Genomic DNA, 21,519 nt, shown 5'->3' on the forward strand with positions numbered 1-21,519 from the left:
TGGGGCGTGGATCAGTGCGACATCAGCACCGGCAGATGCGCCTGTTCCAGCAGCAGGTTGGTCACGCCGCCCAGAAGATCCTCGTGGAACTTGCTGTGTTCATAGGCGCCGATGACCAGCATTCCCGCGCCCAGTTCCTGCGAGGCGTCCAGAATCTGCCGGCCGATATTGCCGCGGCCTTCGGCCCGGATCTCTTGCCGCGCCTTGACGCCGTGATGTTTCAGCAGGTTCAGGATCTCGGCGCCCTTGCGCTCGGGCGGGGCCTTGCCGATGCTGAGCAGCAGCACCTCGTCGGCGGCGATCAGGAAGGGCAGGGCGTCAAGGATCGCCCGCGCCGCGTTGCGCTTGCCGTCCCAGCCGATCACCACGCGTTGCGGCAGCGGGCCTTCGGGATGGTTGGGCGGCGTCACCATCACCGGCCTGCCCGAACGCAGCGCAACCACGTCGGGCCGGGCCGAAAAATGCTCCAACCCGGTCTCGGACGAGCGGCGGCCCATCACCACCAGATCGAAGCCGCGCGCGGTTTCCGCCAGCGACAGGCTGCCATTGCCCGCGATTTCCAGAAATGCGGCGCGCGAGGGATCGCCGCGTTCGCGCAGGGCGGTCATGAACCTGTCGCGGATTTCGGACACCGTATCCGCATCGCGTTCGGCCAGCATGTCCTCGATGTCGCGCGGCAGCACGCCGCGCCAGTGGCGTTGCAGGGTGTTCAGCCCGTGCCATGCCAGCCCGGTGACATGCAGGTTCCACGCGCGTTGCAGGCCGACTGCCATCGCAAGGCTGGCCCGGCCATCGGCTTCGCCGGAATAAACCGCAAGAATCGATCGATAGGACATCTCACTCACTCCTCTCGGGATTGGTCAGGCGACCGGTCACAGCGTCCGGCTGCCCTGAGTATCATACGCGTGGTTTGCGCTGCGCGAAGCGCCGTTTCGCGCGGTGACAGCCGATTGGACAGATCCGCCACCTCGACCGAGATCGCGACGTCATCGGGGATGGCGCGGGCAAGGCCCGTAAGGTCGATGGCGCCGCAGCCCGGCATCAGCCGCCCGCCACGGGCAATGGCGATCAGCCCCTCATCGCTGGGATCATAGGGGTGGGGGCCGTCGCAGAACTGGACATAGTTGATCTGCGAGGCGGGGACCGCGCGGATCTCGTCAAGGGTGGTGGGCGCGCGGTCGTAATGCAGCGCGTCGATCAGGATCGCGGCATTGGGCCGGTCGGCGGTCTGGACGATGCGGCGCGCGCTCGCCAGATCGGGCACGGCGGTCCAGGGCATGAATTCCAGATCGCCGGTCAGCCCGAATTCGGCGGCAACGTCGCAGAAACGGCCATAGCTGTCGGTCAGGCGCGCCTCGTCGCGGTCGTCGCCCGCGACCAGAACATGACGCGCCTGCAACCGGGCGGCGCGTTCCAGAAAGGGCCGGAAGCCTTCGGGATCGAACCGCTCATTCAGGCGGGCGATCTCGACATCGGCGACGGTGATGCCGGTGTCGCGCAGCGCGGCGCGGGTTTCGCGCAGCATCCGGTCATCGGTCAGCAACGGATATGGCCCCTCGCCCGACAGCGCCGCGGGCAGCAGGCGCAGCCCGACCGAGGCGAAACCGGCCTCGGCCGCGGCCTCGATCATCTGCACGGGCGGGACGTTGGGCAATGTCAGAAAGGCCAGCGACAGAGGGTGCGGCATATCCGGTGGCTCCTTGCGTTGGGCGGCGGTCAGGTCAGGGGCGATCCCGCGACGGGCAGGGCGATGGTCGATTCCATATCCGATTTCAGCCAGTCCGGCCCCCCTTTCGGCGGCCAGATCCCGGCGGCGACCGAATCGGCGCGGGCCTTGCTGCGGGCGGCGATATCGGCATAGGGCCAGATATTGGTGAAACGCGGCCTGCCATCCAGCGCCCGCATCGCGATCAGGCATTTCGAATGCGCCTCGCGCCGGGGCAGGGCGGTTTCCCATTTCGCGGCGGTTTCGGGATAGCCGCCGCCGATGCGGAAGGGGTAAGTGCGGAACTCGTACACGCCGCCATATTGGCCGGGTTCGACCGGCGGCATGAAGGGGAACGGCTCATAGCTGTCCAGCGACAGATCGGCCAGCACGTCGCCGCAGTTGAAGGGGCTGGTGCTTTCATGGGTGCGTTTGCGTTCTGCCAGCAGGCTGCCCGCGTCGTCGAAACCGCGCAGCACCAGCATCCGGTTCAGCCGCCCGATATCGACCATCCACATGCCCAGCAACCGTCCCTGACCTTCGGCTGCAAAGGCGGGCACGCCCTCGACCGCACGCGGCGCGGTGCCCATGGGCAGAAACAGGGTGGCGAGTTCGTAATATGTCATGCTGTCATCTCCTGTTCAGCGTGTTGTCCGGTCAAGGCGGGCAGGCCGGCCAGATCGCGTCCGGCAAGAAAGCCGAAGCTCATCCCCGGACCCAGATTGATGCCGCCGGCGGGATAGGTGCCGCCCATCACGCTGGCCGCGTCGGTGCCCACCGCATAAAGCCCCGCGATGGGGGCTTCCGCCCCGTCCAGCACCCGTGCCCGCGCATCGACGGCAAGGCCTGCGAAGGTGCCCAGACTGCCCGGCACCACCTCGACCGCGTAAAAGGGGCCGTCTCCGATGGGTGCGACGCAGGGGTTCGGACCATGCCCGGCATCGCCGCCCGCGCGGTTATAGGGCGTCTCTCCGCGCCCGAAGGCCGGGTCGCGGCCATGCTGCGCATGTTCGTTATAGGCCGCGATCGTTGCCTCCAGCCCCACCGGGTCGATGCCGCAGGCGGTCGCCAGATCGCGCAATGTCCGCCCGCGCTTCAGATAGCCCGAGCGGATCGATGGCCACAGCGGCACCGGCGCCGGCTTTGCATGACCCAGCCCATAGCGGCGGACAAAGCGATGATCGGCAATCAGCCAGCAGACCGGGCGCTGCCCCTGCGGCGTCACCTGCAACAGCCGCCCGATGAACTGGTGATAGCCATCGGCCTCATTCGCAAAGCGGCGCCCATCGGCGGTGACGGCGATGATGCCGGGCTTGGCGCGCTCGATCAGATGCGGGAAATGCCCCGGCGGGCGGTTGCGACAGGGCACCAGCGACACCGGCGCCCAGCTTGCCGGATGCAGCAGCGCGGCGTCGATCCGGCCCCCGACGGATTCGCCAAGGGCCAGCCCGTCGCCGGTATTTTCGGGGGGCGCGGCGGTCCAGTGTTCCTGCCCGGTCGGCGCGTGGGGGAAGCTGGTCCTGCGCCGGGCCGGATCGGCGGGATAGCCGCCTGCCGCCAGCACCACCCCACGGCGCGCGTGGATCCGGCGCCCGTCCGGCAGCATGACGCCGCCGACCCTGCCGTCCTGACGCAGCAACCCCGATGCAGGGGTCGAGGTGCGGATCTCGACCCCCTGCGCAAAGGCGATCGCGGCCAGCCGCGCCACCAGCGCATTGCCGTTGACCAGATGCATGCCGCGCCCATGCCATGCGCTGTCCAGCAGATGGCGCAGAAAACGCCGCGAGACATGCCAGAATGACGCGACCGAGCGCGTGACTTGCAGGAAATGCCCCAGATCGGCGCCCGAGGCGATGCCCATGCCCATGAAGGTCGTTTCGCGTTTGGGACGGCGCAGGCGGTGCAGATCGCGACCCAGACGGCGTCCGTCGAAAGGTGCCACCGTCACCGAACGCCCGCCCGTGCCCGCGCCGGGCAGATCGCCCAGCATGTCGGGCACCGCATTGCCGTCGCGCCACTCCATCCCCAGATCGCGCAGGAACCCGACCATGAGCGGCCCGGCCTGAAGAAACGCCTCGATCCGGTCGCTGTCATGGTTGTTGCCCAGCACGGCACGCAGATAGGTGCGGATCAGGTCGGGGGGTTCCTCGATCCCGGCCTCGCGCGCCAGCGGATTGCGGGGAATCCACAGCCAGCCGCCCGACCATGCGCTGGTGCCGCCGAAACGCGGATGCTTTTCCAGCACCGTGACCGACAGACCGTGATGCGCCGCCGTGATCGCCGCCGCCAGCCCGGCCGCGCCCGAGCCCACGACGACCACATCGACCGTTTCATCCATCTGTGCCGCGACATTCATTGCGGGAACCTTTCAGGGCCCGGGCGCGGCCGGGCGGTTGCGTGATTACGGTTTGGGGATGCCGAATTCCTCGGGCGATTTCTGCGCCACGCCCGCGTCGAACAGCAGCCAGCTGGACACCGATTGCCAGTTGTGCAGGAACGCCTCGGCCTCGTCGCCCGAGATGTTCATCATCAGATTGCCGCGATTTTCCATCAGCCGGCGGAAGTCCTGACTGTCGGTGGCGGCGGCAAAGGCCTCGACCAGCTTGTCCCGGGCCTCTTCGGGGGCGTCGCGGGCGACAAAGACGCCATAGAACGGCCCCCAGGGCAGGAACCGTTCCAGTTCCGGCAGCGTGTCGGTGATCGGCGGCACATCGGACAGTTGCGCGATCGCATCGCTTTCGACCACCGCCAGCGCGCGGGCGCGGCCCGCCTCGAGCATCGGTTTCGCGACCGAAAGGCTGGTCGGGATGAAATCGACCGCGCCGCCCAGCATGGCGGTAAAGCCCGGCCCCTCGCCATCGAAGGGAACGGCGGTCACATCGAATTCCGCCGCCGAAGAGATCATGGTTTCAACGACATGCGACAGGCTGCCGGGCCCCATGGTGCCCATGCGCAGCTTGCCCGGCTGGGCCTGCACCGCGTCCAGCAGATCCTGAAGGCTTTGATAGGGCGCATCCATCGGCACCGCGATCACGACCACGCCGCGCGCCGGAAGGTTGACCGGATAGAAATCGCTGTAATCCGCGTCGGCCAGCCCCAGAACCTTGTAAATCTGCGGGTTTTCCGCCCCGAACAGCAGGGTATAACCGTCCGGCCGCTGTGCCTGCGCATAGCGCATCCCGATCACGCCCGAGCCGCCGCTGCGGTTGTTCATCACGACGCTGCGGCCCAGAACCTCGTCCGCGACGGGTTTCAGCGCGCGGCTGACTGTATCGGTCGCGCCGCCGACACCCCATTGAATGATGCCGTTGATATCGCGGTCGGGATAATCCTGAGAAAGTGCCGGAACCGTGGTCAGCGCCAGCACCGCCGCGCCATGTATGAACTTCCGTATCATCTTGCCTTCTCCTCCTGTTGAAACCAGTCCGTGGTTGCGCGCCCTCCTGCGCGCGGTCGGTCAATCGGCGAAAAACGCCACCATCCGTTCGGCGACACCGTTGAACATGCCAAGCCCGGTCATCGTCCCGCATCCCGCCGCGCGTGCCTGCGCGATCAGCGGCGTCACCTCGGGGCGGGTGACGCAATCGGCGACGAATTGCTTCGGGTGCAGCCCTGCCGGATCGGCGGGCAGGGGATCGGTGGGGTTCATGCCCATCGGCGTGGCATTGGCGATGATGTCGAAGCCATCGGGCCGGGCGCTGCCAAGGCTCACGCGACCGGGGAAACGCGCCGTCAGCCGCGCGATCAGGTCGTCCCGGCGCGTCTGATCGGCATCGTGGACCGCCAGCGAGGCCGCGCCCTGATCCAGAAATTCATAAGCGATGGCCGAGCCTGCGCCGCCCGCACCGATCAGCAGGACCGTCCTGCCCTCGATCTGCCCGCCCTGCGCGCGGATGCCCGCGACATAGCCCTGACCGTCGCAATGATCGCCCAGCCATGCGCCGTCAGCCTCGCGCCGCAGGATATTGGCTGCGCCGATGAAGGCGGCCCGGTCCGACAGGCGGTCGCAAATCCCGGCCGCCGCGAATTTATGGGGGACGGTGATGACCAGCCCATCGACATTGCCGATCCGTTTCAGCCCCTCGACCACGGCAGCGAAATCCGCGGGACGCACATGCAGCGGCGGCACGATGGCGTTCACGCCGCGCCCGGCCAGGCTTTGGCTGAGAAGGGCAGGCGATTTCACCTGCGCGATGGGGTCGCCAAGGATCGGAATAAGCCGCGTCTCTCCGTCAAGCTGCATGGGCGTCTTCTCCTTTGCTGATGCGATGAATTGCGATAAATGTGATGTAAGTCAATAGTTGAATGGTATTCCGATTTATGATGCTGGTGAGATGAGCGGTGCGTTCTTGCCGCAAGTTACTGATTAAAATGCATTTGCAGCGACCTTGTTCTTTGGCAAAAAATGGAATATCAATCCACTTTGGAACAGAATGACCTGAAGTATGGGGTAAACCGGATGAGTTCTTCGCTGGAACGCGGGCTGACGATTCTGGATCTTCTGTCCAGACAGCCCGAGGGAATGGCGGTCGGGCAGGTCGCGTCAGAGCTTGATCTGCCGCCAAGCGGTGTGCATCGGATGCTGAAGCAACTGGTCGATTACGGCTATGTGCATCAGGACGGGACCAAGGGCGCCTATATGCTGGGCATGAAACTGCCGGCGCTGGGGCTGTCCTTTCTGGCGCAAAGCGGCATTACCGATGTCGCGCAGCCGATTCTTGACCGGCTGGCCGCGCAAAGCCGCCAGCTTGTGCGGCTCAGCGTGATCGACGGCGGCAATCTGGTCTGGGTCGCGGTGGCGCAGGGGGCGACGACCGGGCTGCGTTACGACCCCGGACGGGAACAGGGGGCGACGGCGCATCTGGCCAGTTCGGCCAGCGGACTGGCATGGCTGTCCACGATGAGCGACGAGGACGCGCTGATGAAGGTCGCGCAGCAGGGCTTTGTGCAGGACTGTTCCGGGCCGGGCGCGCCGGGTTCGGCGGCAGACCTGATCCGGCGGCTGGAGGAGACACGCGGCAAGGGCTATGCGATCAGCATCGACAGCTTCATTCCCGGCATGGCGGCGATTGCCGCGCCGATCCGGTCGGCGGATTCGGTCGCCATCGGCTCGATCTCGGTGGCGGGGCCGTCGATTCTGCTGGATGTGGCGCAGATGGAGGCGCTGGCCCCCGCGCTTCTGGATGCGGCGCGGGAAATGGCCCATGCCGCCGGTGCATCGGTCTATTTCAGGCGGCAGCTTCGCGGTTAACGATGCGCCTGCGCTGTCGCGTGGGAAGGCGACCGATGCCTGCGCCAGACCTCGATCATCCAGCCCAGCATGATGGCGTTGAGGATATGCCACATGAAATGCGTCCCAAGCGGCATGGCCTTGCACAGCGACTGGTCAAGCGTGCGGAAGGTCAGCGATACGATCAGGATGCCCGCGCCAATGGCCAGCCCGCACGCCGTATCCGGCAGGCGTTTGCGCAGCAGCACCGCATAGATCAGGATCAACAGCGGCACCGGCGCATAGCTGGCAGAAGAGCCAAGCCCCGGCACCATCGAAAAGACCGGCACCGTCGCGGCGGCATAGGGGATGAAGCCCGCCGTGACCAGCGCCGCCACCCACGGCCGCGCGCCGAAATAGTCGCGGGTCGCGGCAAAGACATAGAGCAGGATGAAGCCCAGGATCGGCAGCACATCCATCAGCCCGGTCAGCCGGTTCGCATGGGTGTGGAACAGCCACGACCCGATGCCGATGACGAACAGCACCGCCGCCAGCGCCCGGCCCATGGCCATGCCCGGCCCCCTCAGCCGCGCCCAGACGATGATGGCGGCGATCAGAAAAGCAAGGTTCGTCAGCGCATTGACCGGCTCGGACCAGTATTCCGGGCCGGTGCGCTCGCAATAGGCATCAACCGGGGCAAGCCAATCCATCGAAACATTCCCGTCGCCGTTCTTTCCGCCCCGACAATCGCCGGACGGGCGGGATTTGCCAACCGGGTTACGCTGAAATCGTCGGGGGCAGGCGGGCAGATGCGCCGCTTTGTGCCATTGGCTTCGGCGGGGCTTGCGCCTTTTGGCGCCTTGCGTCACGGTTCATGTCAGAAACCCCGGACCAACGGGGCAGACCATTCATCAGGGAAACCACCATGCGACATCTTCTGACCCCGCGCGCCATCCTTCTGGCCTCGGCGCTGGCCATCGCGCCCGCAGCCTATGCGGATACGCCCGCCGACACGCTGGTCGTGGCGCATACCATCGACGACATCATCAGCCTCGATCCCGCGCAAAGCTTCGAGTTCTCGGGCAATGACGTGAACCAGAACACCTATGACCGACTGGTCGATTTCGATCCGCTGGACCCTGATGCCGGTTTCAAACCCAGCCTTGCCGAAAGCTGGGAAGTGGCCGAGGACGGCATGTCCATCACCCTGAAGATGCGCGAGGGGGTCACGTTCCATTCCGGCAACCCGGTCCGGGCCGAGGATGCCGCATGGTCGCTGCAACGCGCGGTCAAGCTGAACCTGACCCCCGCCTTCATCCTGACCCAGTTCGGCTTTACCCCCGAGAATGTCGAGGAAAAGATCACCTTCGACGACACCACCCTGACGCTGCATATGGATCAGCCCTATGCGCCCAGCTTCGTGCTGAACTGCCTGACCGCCAATATCGCCAGCATCGTGGACAAGGAAACCGTCCTGCCGCATGTCGACGGCGAGGATCTGGGCAATGCCTGGCTGTCGACCAATGCCGCGGGTTCGGGCGCCTATACGCTGGCCGCGTGGCGCGCGAACGAGGCCGTGCAGTTCACCGCCTATGACGACTACTGGCAGGGCGCGCCAGAGATGAAGCGCGTGATCGTGCGCAACGTCGCCGAATCCAGCGCGCAAAGGCTGCTGCTGGAACAGGGCGACATCGACGTGGCGCGGAACCTGTCGCCGACCGATGTGGATTCGCTGCGCAATGTCGAGGGGGTCACGATTCAGGACGAGCCGCGCGGGCGTATCCTCTATATGGGCCTGAACCAGAATGACGAGGTGCTGTCGAACCCCGCCGTCATCGAGGCGATGAAGCATCTGGTCGATTACGAGGGGATCGCCGACAGCTTCCTCAAGGGGATGTTCGCGCCGCATCAGACCTTCCTGCCCATGGGTTATCTGGGCGTGCTGGAGGATCAGCCCTGGACCTATGATGTCGAAAAGGCCAAGGCGCTGATCGAGGAAGCCGGGCTGGCCGGCAGCACCGTCACCACCAAGGTCCGCGACCTGCGCGAATATACCGACGTGGCGCAGGCGCTTCAGGCCAGCATGGCCGAGGCCGGGCTGACGCTGAATATCGAACAGATGACCGGCGCGCAGGTGCTGGATGCCTATCGCGCGCGGTCGGTGCCGATCTTCATCGGCGAATGGGGCCCGGATTATTCCGACCCGAACACCAATGCCGCGACCTTCGCCTTCAACCCCGACAACAGCGCCGAGGCGGCGGCGACCGGCCTGCTGGCATGGCGCAACGCCTATGCCGTGCCCGACGAGATGAACGAGGCGACGCAGGCGGCTACGCTGGAACAGGATGCCGACACCCGCGCCCAGATGTATATCGACATCCAGAAGCAATATCAGGCCGAGGCGCCGATCGTGCCGATGTTCCAGCGCATCGAACCCACCGGTCTGCGCGAGAATGTGCAGAACTGGTTCTCGGGCCGGGCGGTGACGTCGGTCATGTATCGTCAGGTGACGAAGGGCGAATAAGCCTTGGCCGTCACCGATACCAATCCTGGGCTGGGGCCGGGCGCCGCCCCGCCGGGCCGCCCCGGACGGGGCGCCGCCCGTCGCCGCCGCGCCCGCAGCATCGGCGGCACGCTTCTGTCGCTGGCGCTGACGCTGCTGGGGCTGTTGCTGGTCACCTTCATCATCGGCCGCGTCATGCCCATCGACCCGGTGCTGAAGGTGGTGGGCGACCGCGCCTCGCAGGCGCAATACGAGGCCGCATATCGCGCGATGGGACTGGACCAGCCGCTTTACATCCAGTTCTGGCGCTATATCGGCGATGTGCTGACCGGCGATTTCGGCCGTTCGATCTCGACCGGGCAGCTGGTGGTCAACGACATCAAGCGCGTCTTTCCCGCCACGTTCGAACTGGCGACGCTTGGCACCCTGATCGGTGTCTTTGTCGGCGTACCGCTGGGGGTGATCGCGGCGGCGCGACGCGGCGGCATCATCGACCAGATCGCGCGGGTGGTGGCGCTGGTGGGTTATTCCATGCCGATCTTCTGGCTGGGGCTGATGGGCCTGCTGGTGTTTTACGGCATCCTCGGCTGGGTCGGAGGGCCGGGGCGGCAGGGCATCATCTATGACGGCATGGTGCCGGTCGTCACCGGGCTGATCCTTGTCGATTCGCTGATCGCGGGCGATTGGGGTGCGTTCAAGGATGCCTTCAGCCATATCATCCTGCCCGCCAGCCTGCTGGGCTATTACAGCCTTGCCTATATCAGCCGCATGACCCGCAGCTTCATGCTGGAACAGCTGTCGTCGGAATATATCACCACCGCCCGCGTCAAGGGCCTGTCGGAACGCGCGGTGATCTGGCGGCATGCCTTCCGCAACATCCAGATCCCGCTGGTCACGGTGATCGCGCTGTCCTTCGGCTCGCTGCTGGAGGGTTCGGTGCTGACCGAGATCATCTTCAGCTGGCCGGGCCTTGGCCAGTATATCACCAATGCGCTGCTGTCGGGCGACATGAACGCGGTGCTGGGCGGCACCGTGGTCGTGGGCATCTGCTTCGTGCTGCTGAACCTGTTCAGCGATCTTCTGTATCGCGTGCTGGACCCGAGGTCGAAATGAGCCAGACAGAGATGACCCGCCCCCTGTCCCGACGCGAATGGCTGCTGTCGGACGCGCCGCAGACCCGCCGGCAGGCGCGGCTGGGGTCGATCTATCAGGGCTGGCTGACATTCCGCGGCAACAAGCTGGCGATGCTGGGGCTGATCGTGCTGATCGTGCTGATCGGCATGGCGATCCTGGCGCCGTGGATCGCCCCGCAAAGCCCGTTCAGCCAGAACCTTGCCGGGCGGCTGCAACCGCCCTCGGCCGCGCATTGGCTGGGCACGGATCATCTGGGCCGCGATATCATGTCGCGGCTGATCCACGGCTCGCGCATCACCCTGTTCATCGTCGGCACCGTGGCGCTGATCGCGCCGATCATCGGCCTTTTCATCGGCACGGTGGCGGGCTTCGCGGGCGGCTGGGTCGATCAGGTGCTGATGCGCATCACCGACATCTTTCTGGCCTTCCCCAAGCTGATCCTTGCGCTGGCCTTCGTCGCGGCCCTTGGCGCCAGTATCGGCAATGCGGTGCTGGCACTGGCGCTGACCGCATGGCCGCCCTATGCCCGGCTGGCGCGGGCCGAGACGCTGACCATCCGCAATGCCGATTACATCGCCGCCGCCCGCCTGCAAGGGGCCGGGCCGATGCGGCTGCTGATCCGGCATATCTGGCCGCTCTGCGTCTCGTCGCTGATCGTGCGGGTGGCGCTGGACATGGCGGGGATCATCCTGTCGGCGGCGGGTCTGGGCTTTCTCGGCCTCGGCGCGCAGCCGCCGATGCCGGAATGGGGGGCGATGATCTCGGACGGGCGCACCTATATCCTCGATTTCTGGTGGGTGGCGGCCATGCCGGGCATCGCCATCTTCATCGTCTCGATGGCCTTCAACCTGCTGGGCGACGGGCTGCGCGACGTGCTGGACCCGAAGGGAAGCAGACAATGACCCTGCTCTCGGTCGAAAACCTGCGCGTCAGCTTCCCCACCCGGCAGGGCCTGTTCGAGGCCGTTCGCGGCGTCAGCTTCGATCTGGGCCGCGAAAGGCTGGGCGTCGTCGGCGAATCCGGCTCGGGAAAATCCATGACCGGCCGCGCCATCCTCGGCCTCGTCCGCCCGCCCGGTCAGGTCAGCGCCGACCGGATGCAGCTTGACGGCCAGTCGATTCTGAACCTGTCCGAACGCCGGATGCGCAGGATCCGCGGCAGCCGGATCAGCATGGTCATGCAGGACCCGAAATTCAGCCTCAATCCGGTGATGACCGTGGGCGACCAGATCATCGAGGCCTATCGCCTCCATGCCGGGGGCGCCAGGACCCAGGCCCGCCGCAAGGCGCTGGAAATGCTGCAGGCGGTCCAGATCCGCGACCCCGAACGGGTCATGGAAGCCTGGCCGCACGAGGTCTCGGGCGGCATGGGCCAGCGCATCATGATCGCGATGATGCTGGCCCCCGACCCCGAGATCCTGATCGCCGACGAACCCACCTCGGCACTGGACGTCTCGGTCCGCACCGAGGTCCTGAACATCATGGACCGCCTCGTGCGCGATCGCGGCATGGGGCTGATCTTTATCAGCCACGACCTGAACCTCGTGGCGCAATTCTGCGACCGGGTGCTGATCATGTATGCGGGCCGGGTCGTGGAAACGCTGGCCGCGCGCGACCTGCATCAGGCCCGCCATCCCTATACGCAGGGGCTGCTGAACAGCCTGCCGCGCCTCGATGCCCCGGTCGCCCGCCTGCCGGTGCTGCAACGTCAGCCGGACTGGCGCGACGCCGACACGATCACCCGGAACCCCACGCCCGAACCGCCGGTGAACCCATGAAAATGCCTCATCTTTGGTGTTCAAATATCCCACGGGGGCGCGGGGGTGTGAAACCCCCGCGGCCAGGGTGCCGCCCATGCTGACGGTGGAAAACCTGAATGTCTGGTTCGGCCAGGAACCCGACCGCGTGGATGCGGTGAAATCCGCGACCTTCCGCGTCGCCCAGGGCGAAAGCTTCGGCCTCGTCGGCGAATCCGGCTCGGGCAAATCGACCATCCTGCGCGCCATTGCCGGGCTGATCGACACATGGTCGGGCCGGATCGAGGTCGCCGGGCAGACCGTTGCCGCCCGCCGCCGTGACCGGGCCTTCTACAAGACCGTGCAGATGGTGTTTCAGGACCCCTATGCCAGCCTGCATCCGCGCCATTCCGTCGATGCCGTCCTGTCCGAGACGCTGCGCCTTCAGGGCATGGGCGATATCGACCGCCGCATCACCCGGCTGCTGGACGATGTGGGTCTTGGCCGTGGCTTCCGCTTCCGCTATCCGCACCAGCTTTCGGGCGGCCAGCGCCAGCGCGTCGCCATCGCCCGCGCCCTGGCGGCCGAGCCTCGGCTGCTGCTGCTGGACGAACCCACCAGCGCGCTGGATGTCAGCGTTCAGGCCGAGATCCTGAACCTGCTTGCCGATCTGCGCGCCGAACACGGGCTGACCTATGTGATGGTCAGCCATGATCTGGCCGTCGTGGGCCATATGTGCGACCGGCTGGCGGTCATGCAGGCGGGCCGCATCGTCGAGATCATGGAGGTGGAGGCCCTGCGGCGCGGGACCGGGCAGGATGATTACACCCGCCACCTCATCGCCGCCTCGACGGGCTATGCCCGCACCTGATCGCCCCGGCCATTTGCAACTTCGGGCAATTTTCGCATGATGTCGGGCCAGCACAGCAAGAGGGAAAAGCATCATGGCGCTGAAAGTCTATCTGTCCGGCGAGATTCACACCGATTGGCGCGACCAGATCATCAACGGCGCAAGGGATCTGGACATCAGCTTCGACAGCCCGGTGACCGATCACGACGCCAGCGACGATTGCGGCGTCGCGATTCTGGGGCGCGAGGACAGCAAGTTCTGGCATGACCGCAAGGGCGCGCAGATCAACGCCATCCGCACCCGGCGCGGCATCGAACAGGCCGATGTCGTCGTGGTCCGCTTTGGCGAGAAATACCGCCAATGGAATGCCGCCTTTGACGCCGGTGTCGCCTCGGCTTTGGGTAAATCGCTGATCGTGCTGCACGGTCCCGAACATCAGCACGCGCTGAAAGAGGTCGATGCCGCCGCCCTTGCCGTCGCGGAACATCCCGAACAGGTCGTCCAGATCCTGCGCTATGTCCTGACCGGCGCGCTGCCGTGACGGTCTCTGACGTCAGCCCGCCGCCCGCAGGGGCGCGGTGCCGGTTTGGGGAAGATGGGCGGCGAATTGCCCCACCGCCCGGTCAAGGCGCAGCGACACCGCATCCGAGGCCAGCCGGTCGCCCTGAAAATCCGTGGACGAGGCATAAAGCCCGGTCGCCAGCGTATGCGCCTCGAAAAAGCCGAAGACCGGGCGCAACTGGTGTTCGATGACCAGTGCGTGACGATCCCCGCCGCCCGTCGCCGCCAGCAGCACCGGCTTGCCCGCCAGCGCTGCCGGGTCGATCAGGTCGAGGAAATGCTTGAACAGGCCGGTATAGCTGCCCTTGTAGACCGGGCTGGCCACGATCAGCGCATCCGCCGCCAGAAAGGCGTCCAGATGCGGGTTGTGCGGCCCTTGCTGCGACTGGCGCAGTGTGCCGAAATCGGGGCCGAGGTCGGAAATGTCGAAGACATGCCCGCTGCCGCCAAAGCGGGCGATGGCCCGTGTCGTGGCTTCCTGCACGAGGATGCGGGTTTTGGAGGGTTGGCTCCAGGAGCCGGAAAAGGCGACGAAACGTGGTCCGGGCACGGGGATCTCCGAAAAAGACGACTTGATTGCTGGTGAATTCATAAAGCCCGCCGCCGCGACCCGCCATTCCAAACTCACCCCGACCGGCAGGCTGAAATCACCGCCCGACCCATCGGACAGAGAATTCGGTTCCCCGCCGCGCAAGGATCTCCGCGCGACGTTCATCGGCAAGTGCTGGAAAGGGCGGGATAATTATGCGTCTGTGATCGATCCGATCCGCCGCCGCGACGTCGCGAACCTGTCTGATCGGTGAAATTATTTCGCGATTTGTGACCTTGCGCACATCGTCCGCAGCTCAGCGGCGATAAATTCAATCCTGCGAGCCACGGGAAATGGCTCTTGCTCAAGGGGAGAATGTCCATGCTGCACCAGAAAGCGGAGACACAGTTCCGGCCCTTGCTGTCGGCCGAGGACCTGACGCTGATCCTGTCGGCGCTCAGCGCCTATATGCACAACACGCGCTATCGCCCGGTCTATGAGCGGCTGCACTATCAGGCGAGCCGTCTGGGTCTGGCGCCGGATACGGCGTGAGGGGCTGGTCGGCGACGACGGCCGATGCGGTGATTAACGAGTATGTCCTTTATCGGACGGCGGCGGCGGGGAGATGATGCGGATGTCCGGAATCCGCCTGATCCTCGTCGCTGCCGAACGGCGTCATCAGCGCCTCGGGGTCGCTGATCTGAAGGCCCCGGCCGCTGCCGGTAATGATCTTCTGCCGTCTCAGCGTCGAGAATGCGCGGCTCACGGCCTCTCGGTTCGCGCCGATATGGGCGGCGATTTCGGCATGCGTCGGCAGTTCAGGCAACAGGGCGCCGGGTTGCAGACGGCTGGCTTCCGCCGCGAAGCGCAGGATGAAGGCCTTGACCCGGTCGATGACCGAATAGGTCGTCAGCTGGCAGTTCCGCTCGGTCAGGTCGCGGACCTTTCGGGCCAGATCGATCAGGACGGCGCGGCGGAAAGCCGGGCTGCTGTCCATCAGCTCCCGAAAAATACCGCCGGGCATGATGGCCAGACTGGCGGGCGTGCGGGCATAGACCGACAGCGACCGCCGCACACCGTCGATGGCCATCAATTCGCCGAAATAGCCGGTTTCGGGGATGGCGGAAAAGATGATTTCGCGGCCATCCGCCGTCCAGTGCACCGCGAAGATCTGGCCGGTGCTGAGAAAGAACACGTCGCCGCTGTCCTCATCTGGCCCCATGACGATCTCGCCCGCGCCATAGCTGCGCCAGCGCAGCGCCGCCGCCGCGTGCTGTTTCGCATCGGGTTCAAGCCGGGCCAGCAGCGTGAAGCGGTCGATATCGCGCATGTCGGGCGGCGTCATCCGTCGATCCCGGACTGGGCGTCCCTTGCCCGTTTCAGCCACAGCGCCATGCCCATCTTGTCCGCCAGTTCGACGGCGCGTCGGGCGCAGTCGCGGGCGGCTGGCGATTGCCCTTCGGCTGCCAGCAGGCGGGCCTCGGCAATCAGGGCCAGAGGCTGGAACTGCGCCTCATGCGTCCAACCCAGCCGGGTCTTGAGCTGATGCAGATGCCGGGTCGCCTCTGGGTGGCGACCGGCGGTGACGAGTTCCTCGACGATCATCGCCTGAAACAGGGATTGCCATGCGATGAATTCGGTATCGCACCAGTGCCGGAAGCCCGCGATCATCTGCTCCAGCCCCTCGGCATGGGTCGCGGGGTTTTGCGTCATCGCCCAGCCCTGCGTAAAGATCGCCATCGCCTCGAATTCGGGAAAGCGGTGGGTCCGGGCCAGTTCCAGCCCCCGTGTCGCGTGATGGGCGGCGGCGTCGGGATCGCCGCAGAACATCTCGGTCAGGAAGCGCGCCAGTTTGCCAAAGCCCTTGGCATGAGCGATGCCCAGCCGTTCGCTGAGATCCTCGGCGCGGGTGGCAAAACTGCGGGCAACGTCCGATTCGCCCGCAATAGCCGCGGCCAGCGCCGAATAGAACAGGCTGAACACCCCGAAATCCTTGAGGTATTTCGGAAACAGCGCGGCGTGGTCATCGGCGCGGTAAAGCGCGATGGCATGGCCCATCTGCACCCTGGCCGTGGCGATATCGCCCTTGTGCCACGCCACCAGCCCCGCCAGCGTGTGACCGCTGAGCAGGGCCTCTTCGCCGCCGTCCGGTATCGACAGGATGTCGCGGCTGATCCGGCCTGCGTCGTCCAGCCGGGCGCAGGCCCAGTCATGCAGCCCGGAATTATACAGCACATGGGTCCGTCCGTGGGTGATCCCCAACTCCTCCATCAGCTTCATCGAGCGGTGCTGGGCGGTGCCGAAGGCCAGATTGCCCGGCCCGCCAAGGATCATGTGCAGCGGTCCTTCCACGCTGCGCAGCAGCAGTTCCTGATGCAGCCTGTCGGTGCCGGCTGGAAGGCGTTCAAGCAAATCGAAGGCCCTCGCCAGATGATCGCGGGCTTCGCGCAGGGCGCCGACACGAACCGCCGCGACGCTGGCATTGACCAGTTGGGCGATGGCGTCGGCATTGCGTTCGGCCTGCCCGTAATGCAGGGCCAGCAGATGCGACGGCGCATCCGGCCAGGTTTTCCGCATCAGATCGGCCAGTTCGCCATGCAGCCGGCGGCGCAATTGCTGGCTGAGATTGCCATAGATCGCCTCGCGCACCAGATCATGCGCGAAATCCATGCCGCCGCCGGTCGGGCGCCGGGCGGCAAGGTTTTCCTGCGCCAGCCTCTGGATATGGCTGTCCATCTGCGCCGGGCTGTCGCCCATCAGGGCCGCGACCAGTTCGGGATCGAAGCTTGATCCCATGACGGCGGCCGCCTGCGCAAAGCGCCGGGTGGTGAGCGGCAGATTGATCAGGCTTTGCTCGCACAGGTCCAGAAGGTCCATCGGCAGCTTTTGCTGGCCCGGATCGGGATTGTCCTGCTTGCGCACGAAATCGGCAAAGGTGGACAGGAACAGCGGCACCCCTTTCGATTTGTCCCTGACCCATTCGACGATGCCCGCATCCTTTTGCCTGTCCGCCAGACAACTGAGGATCAGCTGCACCGCGCTTGCCTCGCCAAGCGGTCTCAGCCGCAGAACCTGATCGGCTGGCAGAAGGGGGGTCGCGATTTCCCCGGCAAGGCGCTGGGTGAAGATCAGCAGGATCGGCTGATCCGGCAGGGCCGCGTGCAGATCGGCCAGCAGGTCCCGAGAGCTGTGGTCCAGCCAATGCGCGTCCTCGATCACCACGATCAGCGCCGGTTGCGATGCGCGCGCCTGAATGATCCGCCGGATAATCAACTGCGACAGCCAGCCGCGCAGGATGATCGGATCGTCACTCAGCGCCGCCTGCGGGTCGGGATGGGCGTCCAGCAGCAGCAGCAGATCCGAAATCTGCGTGCCGGTCAGGCCCCAGTCCTGACCGAACAGCCGTTCCAGCCGCGCGGCGCGGGTCTCGCTGCGATCTGCGGGTGTCACCCCGGCCTGCCGTTGCAGGTAATCCTTGATCGGGTGGTAATCGCTGCCCGCGCCGTCGCGGCTGCATCTGATGATCATGCGGGCGCAGCCTGTCGCCTGCGTTCCGTGAAGAAACTCCTGCACCAGCCGGGATTTCCCCATCCCCGCCTCGCCCGCGACGGCAATCGAGCGGCCGTGACCGGCGATGGTGCCCGACAGGTCGGTTTCCAGACGCGACAGTTCGGCCTCGCGCCCGATCAGGGGAACATCCGTCAGATGCGCGGGAACAAGGCGCGGCAGGTCCTCATGCGGCTGGGGACGCGCCGCCGCGACCAGCCACAGCTGCGTTTGCCCCGAAAACCCCTTGAGCGGTCGCCCGGTCACCTCGGTAAAGGTGAACCGGGCCTCGGCACCGTCTTTGGTATCGTGACAGACGAGGATCTCACCGGGATGCGCGGCGGCTTGCAGCCGGGCGGCCAGATTGATGCAGTTACCGATCATCCGCTTGCCCGCCGCCTGCCCATCCTGACTGAACAGCGCCAGACCCGAGGCGATCCCGATCCGGACATCGTTGCTGAAAGGCGCATCCGGCGCCTTCATCGCGGCGACGATTTCCTGTGCTGCGGCCACCGCCGCCTCGGCCCGCGACATTCTGGCGGGCGGAGAGTGGAACAGGCACATCACCCCGTCCCCCATATATTGCGCGACTTCCCCGCCGTAATTGCGCACCTGCCGATCCACCAGCGCATGAAAGCCCTGCAAGGCCAGGTCATAGGCCTCGGGGCCCAGGGTCGCCACCTGCCCGACCGAGTTCTCGAGATCGACGAACAGGGCCGAGACGGGGCGATATTCCGACCATGCCTCGGTCATGCCGCCTGCTGTCTTCCGGGTCTTTGCAATCGGTGGGATCGGTTCAGTGAACATGCAGGCGTCCTTGCGTAAACGCCTCGTTGCCCACGGCCTCGGCATGGACCGACAGCGCATTCATCAGCGCCAGATCGTAATCCAGCCCCTTGCCGCCGATATTCGCCGACATCGCCTCGGTGCCGGGGCGGTTCTGGAACCAGCGCGCCCAGTCGGGCGATCCCGGATCATACAACAGGAAAGGCTGGCCGTCGCGGGGCAGGACGCGATTGGGCGAGGGGTAGAGGTTGGCCGTGAACGGGTATTCGGCGGCGCCGTGGCAGCTTTGGCAGGACGAGGCGGGCAGGCTGTTGTCGCCGGTATAGCGTGTGCCGGAAACCGTGATGACATTGTGCCGGGTGGCGACATCCATCGGCCCGGCCAGACGCCCTTCCCAGCCCAGAGTGTCGCGCGCAAAGGCAGGTGCCGCGGGGTTTATCCAGCTTTGTTGCAGGGTCTCGGTCCCGGTCAGTTCGAGGAAGTTGCGGGCTTGGTCGGGGTCGTTGCCCCATTGCAATCCGACCGGCACGAACCGATCCCACGGTGTGTCGCCTTCGGCCCCGGCGTCATGGACATAGATGGCAAAGACCCACCCCGTTTCCGGCGCCGCCACGGGGTCCTTGACCCTGACGGCGATCTGGAACGGCCGGGCCGGGATCACCTGCGGCACCAGATTGCGTTTGCCGCTGGCCTGATCCTCGGTCGTCGGGCGAAACACCTGCCAAAACCCGCTGTTTGCCACCACGTTCCAGTTGTCTTCGTTATTGGTGACGGCCTCGACCTTGACCACGATCGAGCCGGTGGGAAATTCGGTTTCGCTCAGATCGGGCAGATAGATATTCGACCACAGCCTGCCCAGCATCCCGGCAGCCACATGGTTGTAATAGATCACCGCGTGGTTCTGCACCGGCACCGTTGGCTGGTAAGGTTCGGAAAATGTTTCCGGCGGCACGATCTGACCGGAATAGGTGTTCATCAGTGCCTCTCTCCCCGAGGTCGGGTCGATCCCGTCGGGGCCTTTGGTGCCGTCACCGCTCCAGACCAGATCATACCAGCCTGCCGCAACCGGGTCCCATTCTGCGGGTTGGTCGACCAGCGGGCGCAGCGTCTGTGCCAGATGGTCCAGCAACCGGTCGGCATAAGCGGCGGCGGTATCAAGTTGCAGCGGCGTTCTGTCGCGCGCGGGCGACCAGCTGTTGGCGGCCAGAAGGATGTCGTTCGAGGCGGGCGTGGGATAGCCCAGATTAGCCGCCAGAAACCGCCCGTCCCATTCGTCGGCCGTGGGATAAAGCCCGTTATTCGATGCCAGAGGATCCTGCGCCAGCGCCGCCCCGGCAGCGGTCGCCAGCGTTCCCGCAACGCCCCAGACCCGCATGAATGAGACGCCCCGATATCGGAAAACCATATCCCCACCCCTTATTGGCATCCTGTGTGATGCGCCCTGCATCGTCGCGGTGGCAGCCTTTTGGGTCACGCCTGGAAGGCTGGCTGGAATGCAAAAGCCGGTCCAAAGATACGTCAACACAACCTGCAAGTGAACAGGTTATTTCGCCTGTCATGTCGTGGCGGTTTCGCGCCGCCCTGACGGGTCGAAACACATTCAACGATTTCCGGCTTTCGGTCCGTCGCGATCCGGGCGATGCTGCGCCTGCCCCCAAGACAGGAACACGCCTATGCAACTGCCCATCCTTCCCGTCATCATGGTTGTCCTTGCAGGTGCCTGCATCTCGCTTCAGGCGCCCATCAATGCCGCGCTTGGGCGGGCGGTTCAAAGCCCGCTGGTGGCGGCGGCGATTTCCTTCGGCGTGGGCTTCGTCCTGTTGACGGCTGCGGCGCTGGCGGTCGGAGAGGGGCGTGGCTTTGCCACCGCCGTACGGCAGGAATGGCACCTGTGGCTGGGTGGCCTGCTGGGCGCGTTCTATGTCTGGACGATTGTCTGGACATTGCCGCGCATGGGGGTGCTGACCGCGATCTGCGCCCTTGCGCTGGGACAGATGGTCGCCGCGCTGATCCTTGACCGGCTGGGCGCGTTCGGCCTGCCGGTGCGCGAGATCTCGTTGCCGCGCATTCTTGCCGCGCTCATGGTCGGCGGCGGGATCGTGCTGTCGCGTTTCTGACCCCCGCCGGATGACCTCAGCGCCTGCCGCGCTCGATGGGGGGCGGCGGGACGCGCTGCGTCACCAGATGGCTTTTGCGCTTTTCGTAAAAGGCGTTCCCGCCCGCCACGAGGACGTAATGCATGTTGTCATAGGGGAACGTATATCCATTGGTATGGAAGAACATGGCATTTTCGACCCGTGGCTGCCGTTCGCCGCGAAGAACCGCGATCGCGGCCTCTCGCACATCCGGCAGCGCTTTTGAGTTCATCGGGCGGGTCAGGACACCGGGCGCGAATTGCCCTTTCTGTCCCACGACGCCGCAGACCGTATCGGGATACTGATCGGATTCGACGCGGTTCATCACGACGCTGCCGACCGCGATCATTCCCGCGCGGCTGGAGCGGTTGGCCTCGAAGAAGATCGCCCGCTCCATGCAGTTGAGATCGCTTTGATTATAGGGGCGCGGGCCGTCCGACTGGCCGCCCGAACACCCCGCCAGCGCAAGAAGCGTGACGGCGGCAGCCGCGACAAATCGCGACTTCGGTGATTGGATTGTCATAGGTTTGCTTTGTTTTACTGTCCCAAGTCGCATTTTTGCCGCGCTTGCAAGGCCGTTTCAACCTTAAAGCGGGCAAGGCCCGGGTTTCGGCAGACAAGCGCCCATGACGCCAAGCGGCGGATCAACAAGGGGCCGGTGCTGACGGTCGAGCCGTTCCTGTCCATGGGTGGGCAATGGGCGGAGGAAGGGGATGACGGCTGGGCGCTGTATAGCGAGCCATCGGCGCCGGTCGTGCAGTATGAGCACACGGTCGTTGCGACGGATCGCGGGGCCGTCGTCGTCACCTTGCCCGGCTGACCGGCG

22 protein-coding genes and 1 pseudogene are annotated in these 21,519 nt (G+C 65.6%); 11 read left to right on the forward strand and 12 right to left on the reverse strand.

Annotated features, from left to right (window positions below):
- Nucleotides 1–11: 11 nt before the first annotated feature.
- The 6 genes from JHW40_RS19165 to JHW40_RS19190 are packed head-to-tail and all read right to left on the reverse strand — an operon-like array spanning nucleotide 12 to nucleotide 5,948.
- Complete coding sequence (locus tag JHW40_RS19165) at nucleotides 12–836, reverse strand: universal stress protein (protein ID WP_090610541.1); 825 nt, start codon at nucleotides 834–836, stop codon at nucleotides 12–14.
- 5 nt (nucleotides 837–841) lie between these two features.
- Complete coding sequence (locus tag JHW40_RS19170; RefSeq protein WP_090610540.1) at nucleotides 842–1,687, reverse strand: sugar phosphate isomerase/epimerase family protein; 846 nt, start codon at nucleotides 1,685–1,687, stop codon at nucleotides 842–844.
- 29 nt (nucleotides 1,688–1,716) lie between these two features.
- Nucleotides 1,717–2,331: an NIPSNAP family protein gene (locus JHW40_RS19175; RefSeq protein WP_090610539.1), complete on the reverse strand. Its 615-nt coding sequence runs from the start codon at nucleotides 2,329–2,331 to the stop codon at nucleotides 1,717–1,719.
- Nucleotides 2,328–4,061, reverse strand: coding sequence for an FAD-dependent oxidoreductase (locus tag JHW40_RS19180; RefSeq protein ID WP_244519107.1), 1,734 nt, complete (start codon nucleotides 4,059–4,061; stop codon nucleotides 2,328–2,330). The genes JHW40_RS19175 and JHW40_RS19180 overlap by 4 nt, the downstream gene beginning before the upstream one ends.
- Before the next feature lie 45 nt (nucleotides 4,062–4,106).
- Entirely contained in the window at nucleotides 4,107–5,102 is a 996-nt protein-coding gene (locus tag JHW40_RS19185; protein ID WP_090610538.1) for a Bug family tripartite tricarboxylate transporter substrate binding protein, read from the reverse strand.
- A gap of 60 nt (nucleotides 5,103–5,162) precedes the next feature.
- Nucleotides 5,163–5,948, reverse strand: coding sequence for a shikimate dehydrogenase family protein (locus tag JHW40_RS19190; RefSeq protein WP_090610537.1), 786 nt, complete (start codon nucleotides 5,946–5,948; stop codon nucleotides 5,163–5,165).
- A gap of 216 nt (nucleotides 5,949–6,164) precedes the next feature.
- On the opposite strand from JHW40_RS19190, the gene JHW40_RS19195 reads away from it, so the two are divergent.
- Entirely contained in the window at nucleotides 6,165–6,956 is a 792-nt protein-coding gene (locus tag JHW40_RS19195) for an IclR family transcriptional regulator (protein ID WP_090610536.1), read from the forward strand.
- Here the strand turns inward: JHW40_RS19195 and JHW40_RS19200 are convergent.
- Nucleotides 6,953–7,624: a ceramidase domain-containing protein gene (locus tag JHW40_RS19200; RefSeq protein ID WP_090610535.1), complete on the reverse strand. Its 672-nt coding sequence runs from the start codon at nucleotides 7,622–7,624 to the stop codon at nucleotides 6,953–6,955. The genes JHW40_RS19195 and JHW40_RS19200 overlap by 4 nt on opposite strands.
- 215 nt (nucleotides 7,625–7,839) lie before the next feature.
- Here JHW40_RS19200 and JHW40_RS19205 point away from each other — a divergent pair, with 215 nt between their 5' ends.
- From JHW40_RS19205 to JHW40_RS19230, 6 genes are all read left to right on the forward strand, one after another.
- Nucleotides 7,840–9,438 carry an ABC transporter substrate-binding protein gene (locus tag JHW40_RS19205; protein ID WP_090610534.1) on the forward strand — a complete coding sequence of 533 codons (1,599 nt, stop codon included), beginning with the start codon at nucleotides 7,840–7,842 and terminating at the stop codon, nucleotides 9,436–9,438.
- Between the two features lie 99 nt (nucleotides 9,439–9,537).
- Nucleotides 9,538–10,530: an ABC transporter permease gene (locus JHW40_RS19210; RefSeq protein WP_090610602.1), complete on the forward strand. Its 993-nt coding sequence runs from the start codon at nucleotides 9,538–9,540 to the stop codon at nucleotides 10,528–10,530.
- Complete coding sequence (gene nikC, locus JHW40_RS19215) at nucleotides 10,527–11,453, forward strand: nickel transporter permease (RefSeq protein WP_244519106.1); 927 nt, start codon at nucleotides 10,527–10,529, stop codon at nucleotides 11,451–11,453. The genes JHW40_RS19210 and nikC overlap by 4 nt, the downstream gene beginning before the upstream one ends.
- A complete protein-coding gene (locus tag JHW40_RS19220) occupies nucleotides 11,450–12,328 on the forward strand; it encodes an ABC transporter ATP-binding protein (protein WP_090610532.1) in 879 nt (292 codons plus the stop codon). Before nikC ends, JHW40_RS19220 begins: the two co-directional genes overlap by 4 nt.
- Before the next feature lie 76 nt (nucleotides 12,329–12,404).
- Nucleotides 12,405–13,157 (forward strand): ABC transporter ATP-binding protein, encoded by a 753-nt coding sequence (locus tag JHW40_RS19225; protein WP_090610531.1) that lies wholly within the window; start codon nucleotides 12,405–12,407, stop codon nucleotides 13,155–13,157.
- Between the two features lie 73 nt (nucleotides 13,158–13,230).
- Nucleotides 13,231–13,677, forward strand: a complete 447-nt coding sequence (locus JHW40_RS19230) for a YtoQ family protein (protein ID WP_090610530.1) — start codon at nucleotides 13,231–13,233, stop codon at nucleotides 13,675–13,677.
- A 12-nt stretch (nucleotides 13,678–13,689) separates the two neighbouring features.
- On the opposite strand, the gene JHW40_RS19235 is transcribed toward JHW40_RS19230, so the two are convergent.
- Complete coding sequence (locus tag JHW40_RS19235; protein ID WP_090610601.1) at nucleotides 13,690–14,247, reverse strand: NAD(P)H-dependent oxidoreductase; 558 nt, start codon at nucleotides 14,245–14,247, stop codon at nucleotides 13,690–13,692.
- Nucleotides 14,248–14,269: 22 nt separating this feature from the next.
- Here JHW40_RS19235 and JHW40_RS19240 point away from each other — a divergent pair, with 22 nt between their 5' ends.
- A complete protein-coding gene (locus tag JHW40_RS19240; protein ID WP_139208105.1) occupies nucleotides 14,270–14,500 on the forward strand; it encodes a hypothetical protein in 231 nt (76 codons plus the stop codon).
- Nucleotides 14,501–14,607: 107 nt separating this feature from the next.
- A complete protein-coding gene (locus JHW40_RS19245; RefSeq protein ID WP_170851727.1) occupies nucleotides 14,608–14,778 on the forward strand; it encodes a hypothetical protein in 171 nt (56 codons plus the stop codon).
- 49 nt (nucleotides 14,779–14,827) lie between these two features.
- On the opposite strand, the gene JHW40_RS19250 is transcribed toward JHW40_RS19245, so the two are convergent.
- From JHW40_RS19250 to JHW40_RS19260, 3 genes are read right to left on the reverse strand one after another with little or no spacing between them, the layout of a single operon-like run.
- On the reverse strand, nucleotides 14,828–15,571 hold the full coding sequence (locus JHW40_RS19250) for a Crp/Fnr family transcriptional regulator (RefSeq protein ID WP_090610529.1): 744 nt from the start codon (nucleotides 15,569–15,571) through the stop codon (nucleotides 14,828–14,830).
- The gene (locus JHW40_RS19255) at nucleotides 15,568–18,579 is read right to left on the reverse strand and encodes an ATP-binding protein (RefSeq protein ID WP_170851726.1); all 3,012 of its coding nucleotides are present in this window, start codon (nucleotides 18,577–18,579) and stop codon (nucleotides 15,568–15,570) included. The genes JHW40_RS19250 and JHW40_RS19255 overlap by 4 nt, the downstream gene beginning before the upstream one ends.
- Complete coding sequence (locus tag JHW40_RS19260) at nucleotides 18,569–19,963, reverse strand: hypothetical protein (RefSeq protein ID WP_090610527.1); 1,395 nt, start codon at nucleotides 19,961–19,963, stop codon at nucleotides 18,569–18,571. The genes JHW40_RS19255 and JHW40_RS19260 overlap by 11 nt, the downstream gene beginning before the upstream one ends.
- Before the next feature lie 268 nt (nucleotides 19,964–20,231).
- Between JHW40_RS19260 and JHW40_RS19265 the strand changes: the two genes are divergently transcribed.
- Nucleotides 20,232–20,675, forward strand: a complete 444-nt coding sequence (locus tag JHW40_RS19265) for a DMT family transporter (protein WP_090610526.1) — start codon at nucleotides 20,232–20,234, stop codon at nucleotides 20,673–20,675.
- Nucleotides 20,676–20,691: 16 nt separating this feature from the next.
- On the opposite strand, the gene JHW40_RS19270 is transcribed toward JHW40_RS19265, so the two are convergent.
- Complete coding sequence (locus JHW40_RS19270; RefSeq protein WP_090610525.1) at nucleotides 20,692–21,216, reverse strand: cell wall hydrolase; 525 nt, start codon at nucleotides 21,214–21,216, stop codon at nucleotides 20,692–20,694.
- A 129-nt stretch (nucleotides 21,217–21,345) separates the two neighbouring features.
- Here JHW40_RS19270 and JHW40_RS19275 point away from each other — a divergent pair.
- Nucleotides 21,346–21,513, forward strand: a pseudogene (locus JHW40_RS19275) (type I methionyl aminopeptidase); the annotation flags it as partial.
- Nucleotides 21,514–21,519: the final 6 nt, after the last annotated feature.

The sequence above is a fragment of the Paracoccus alcaliphilus genome, assembly GCF_028553725.1.
Taxonomy (GTDB): Bacteria; Pseudomonadota; Alphaproteobacteria; order Rhodobacterales; family Rhodobacteraceae; genus Paracoccus; species Paracoccus alcaliphilus.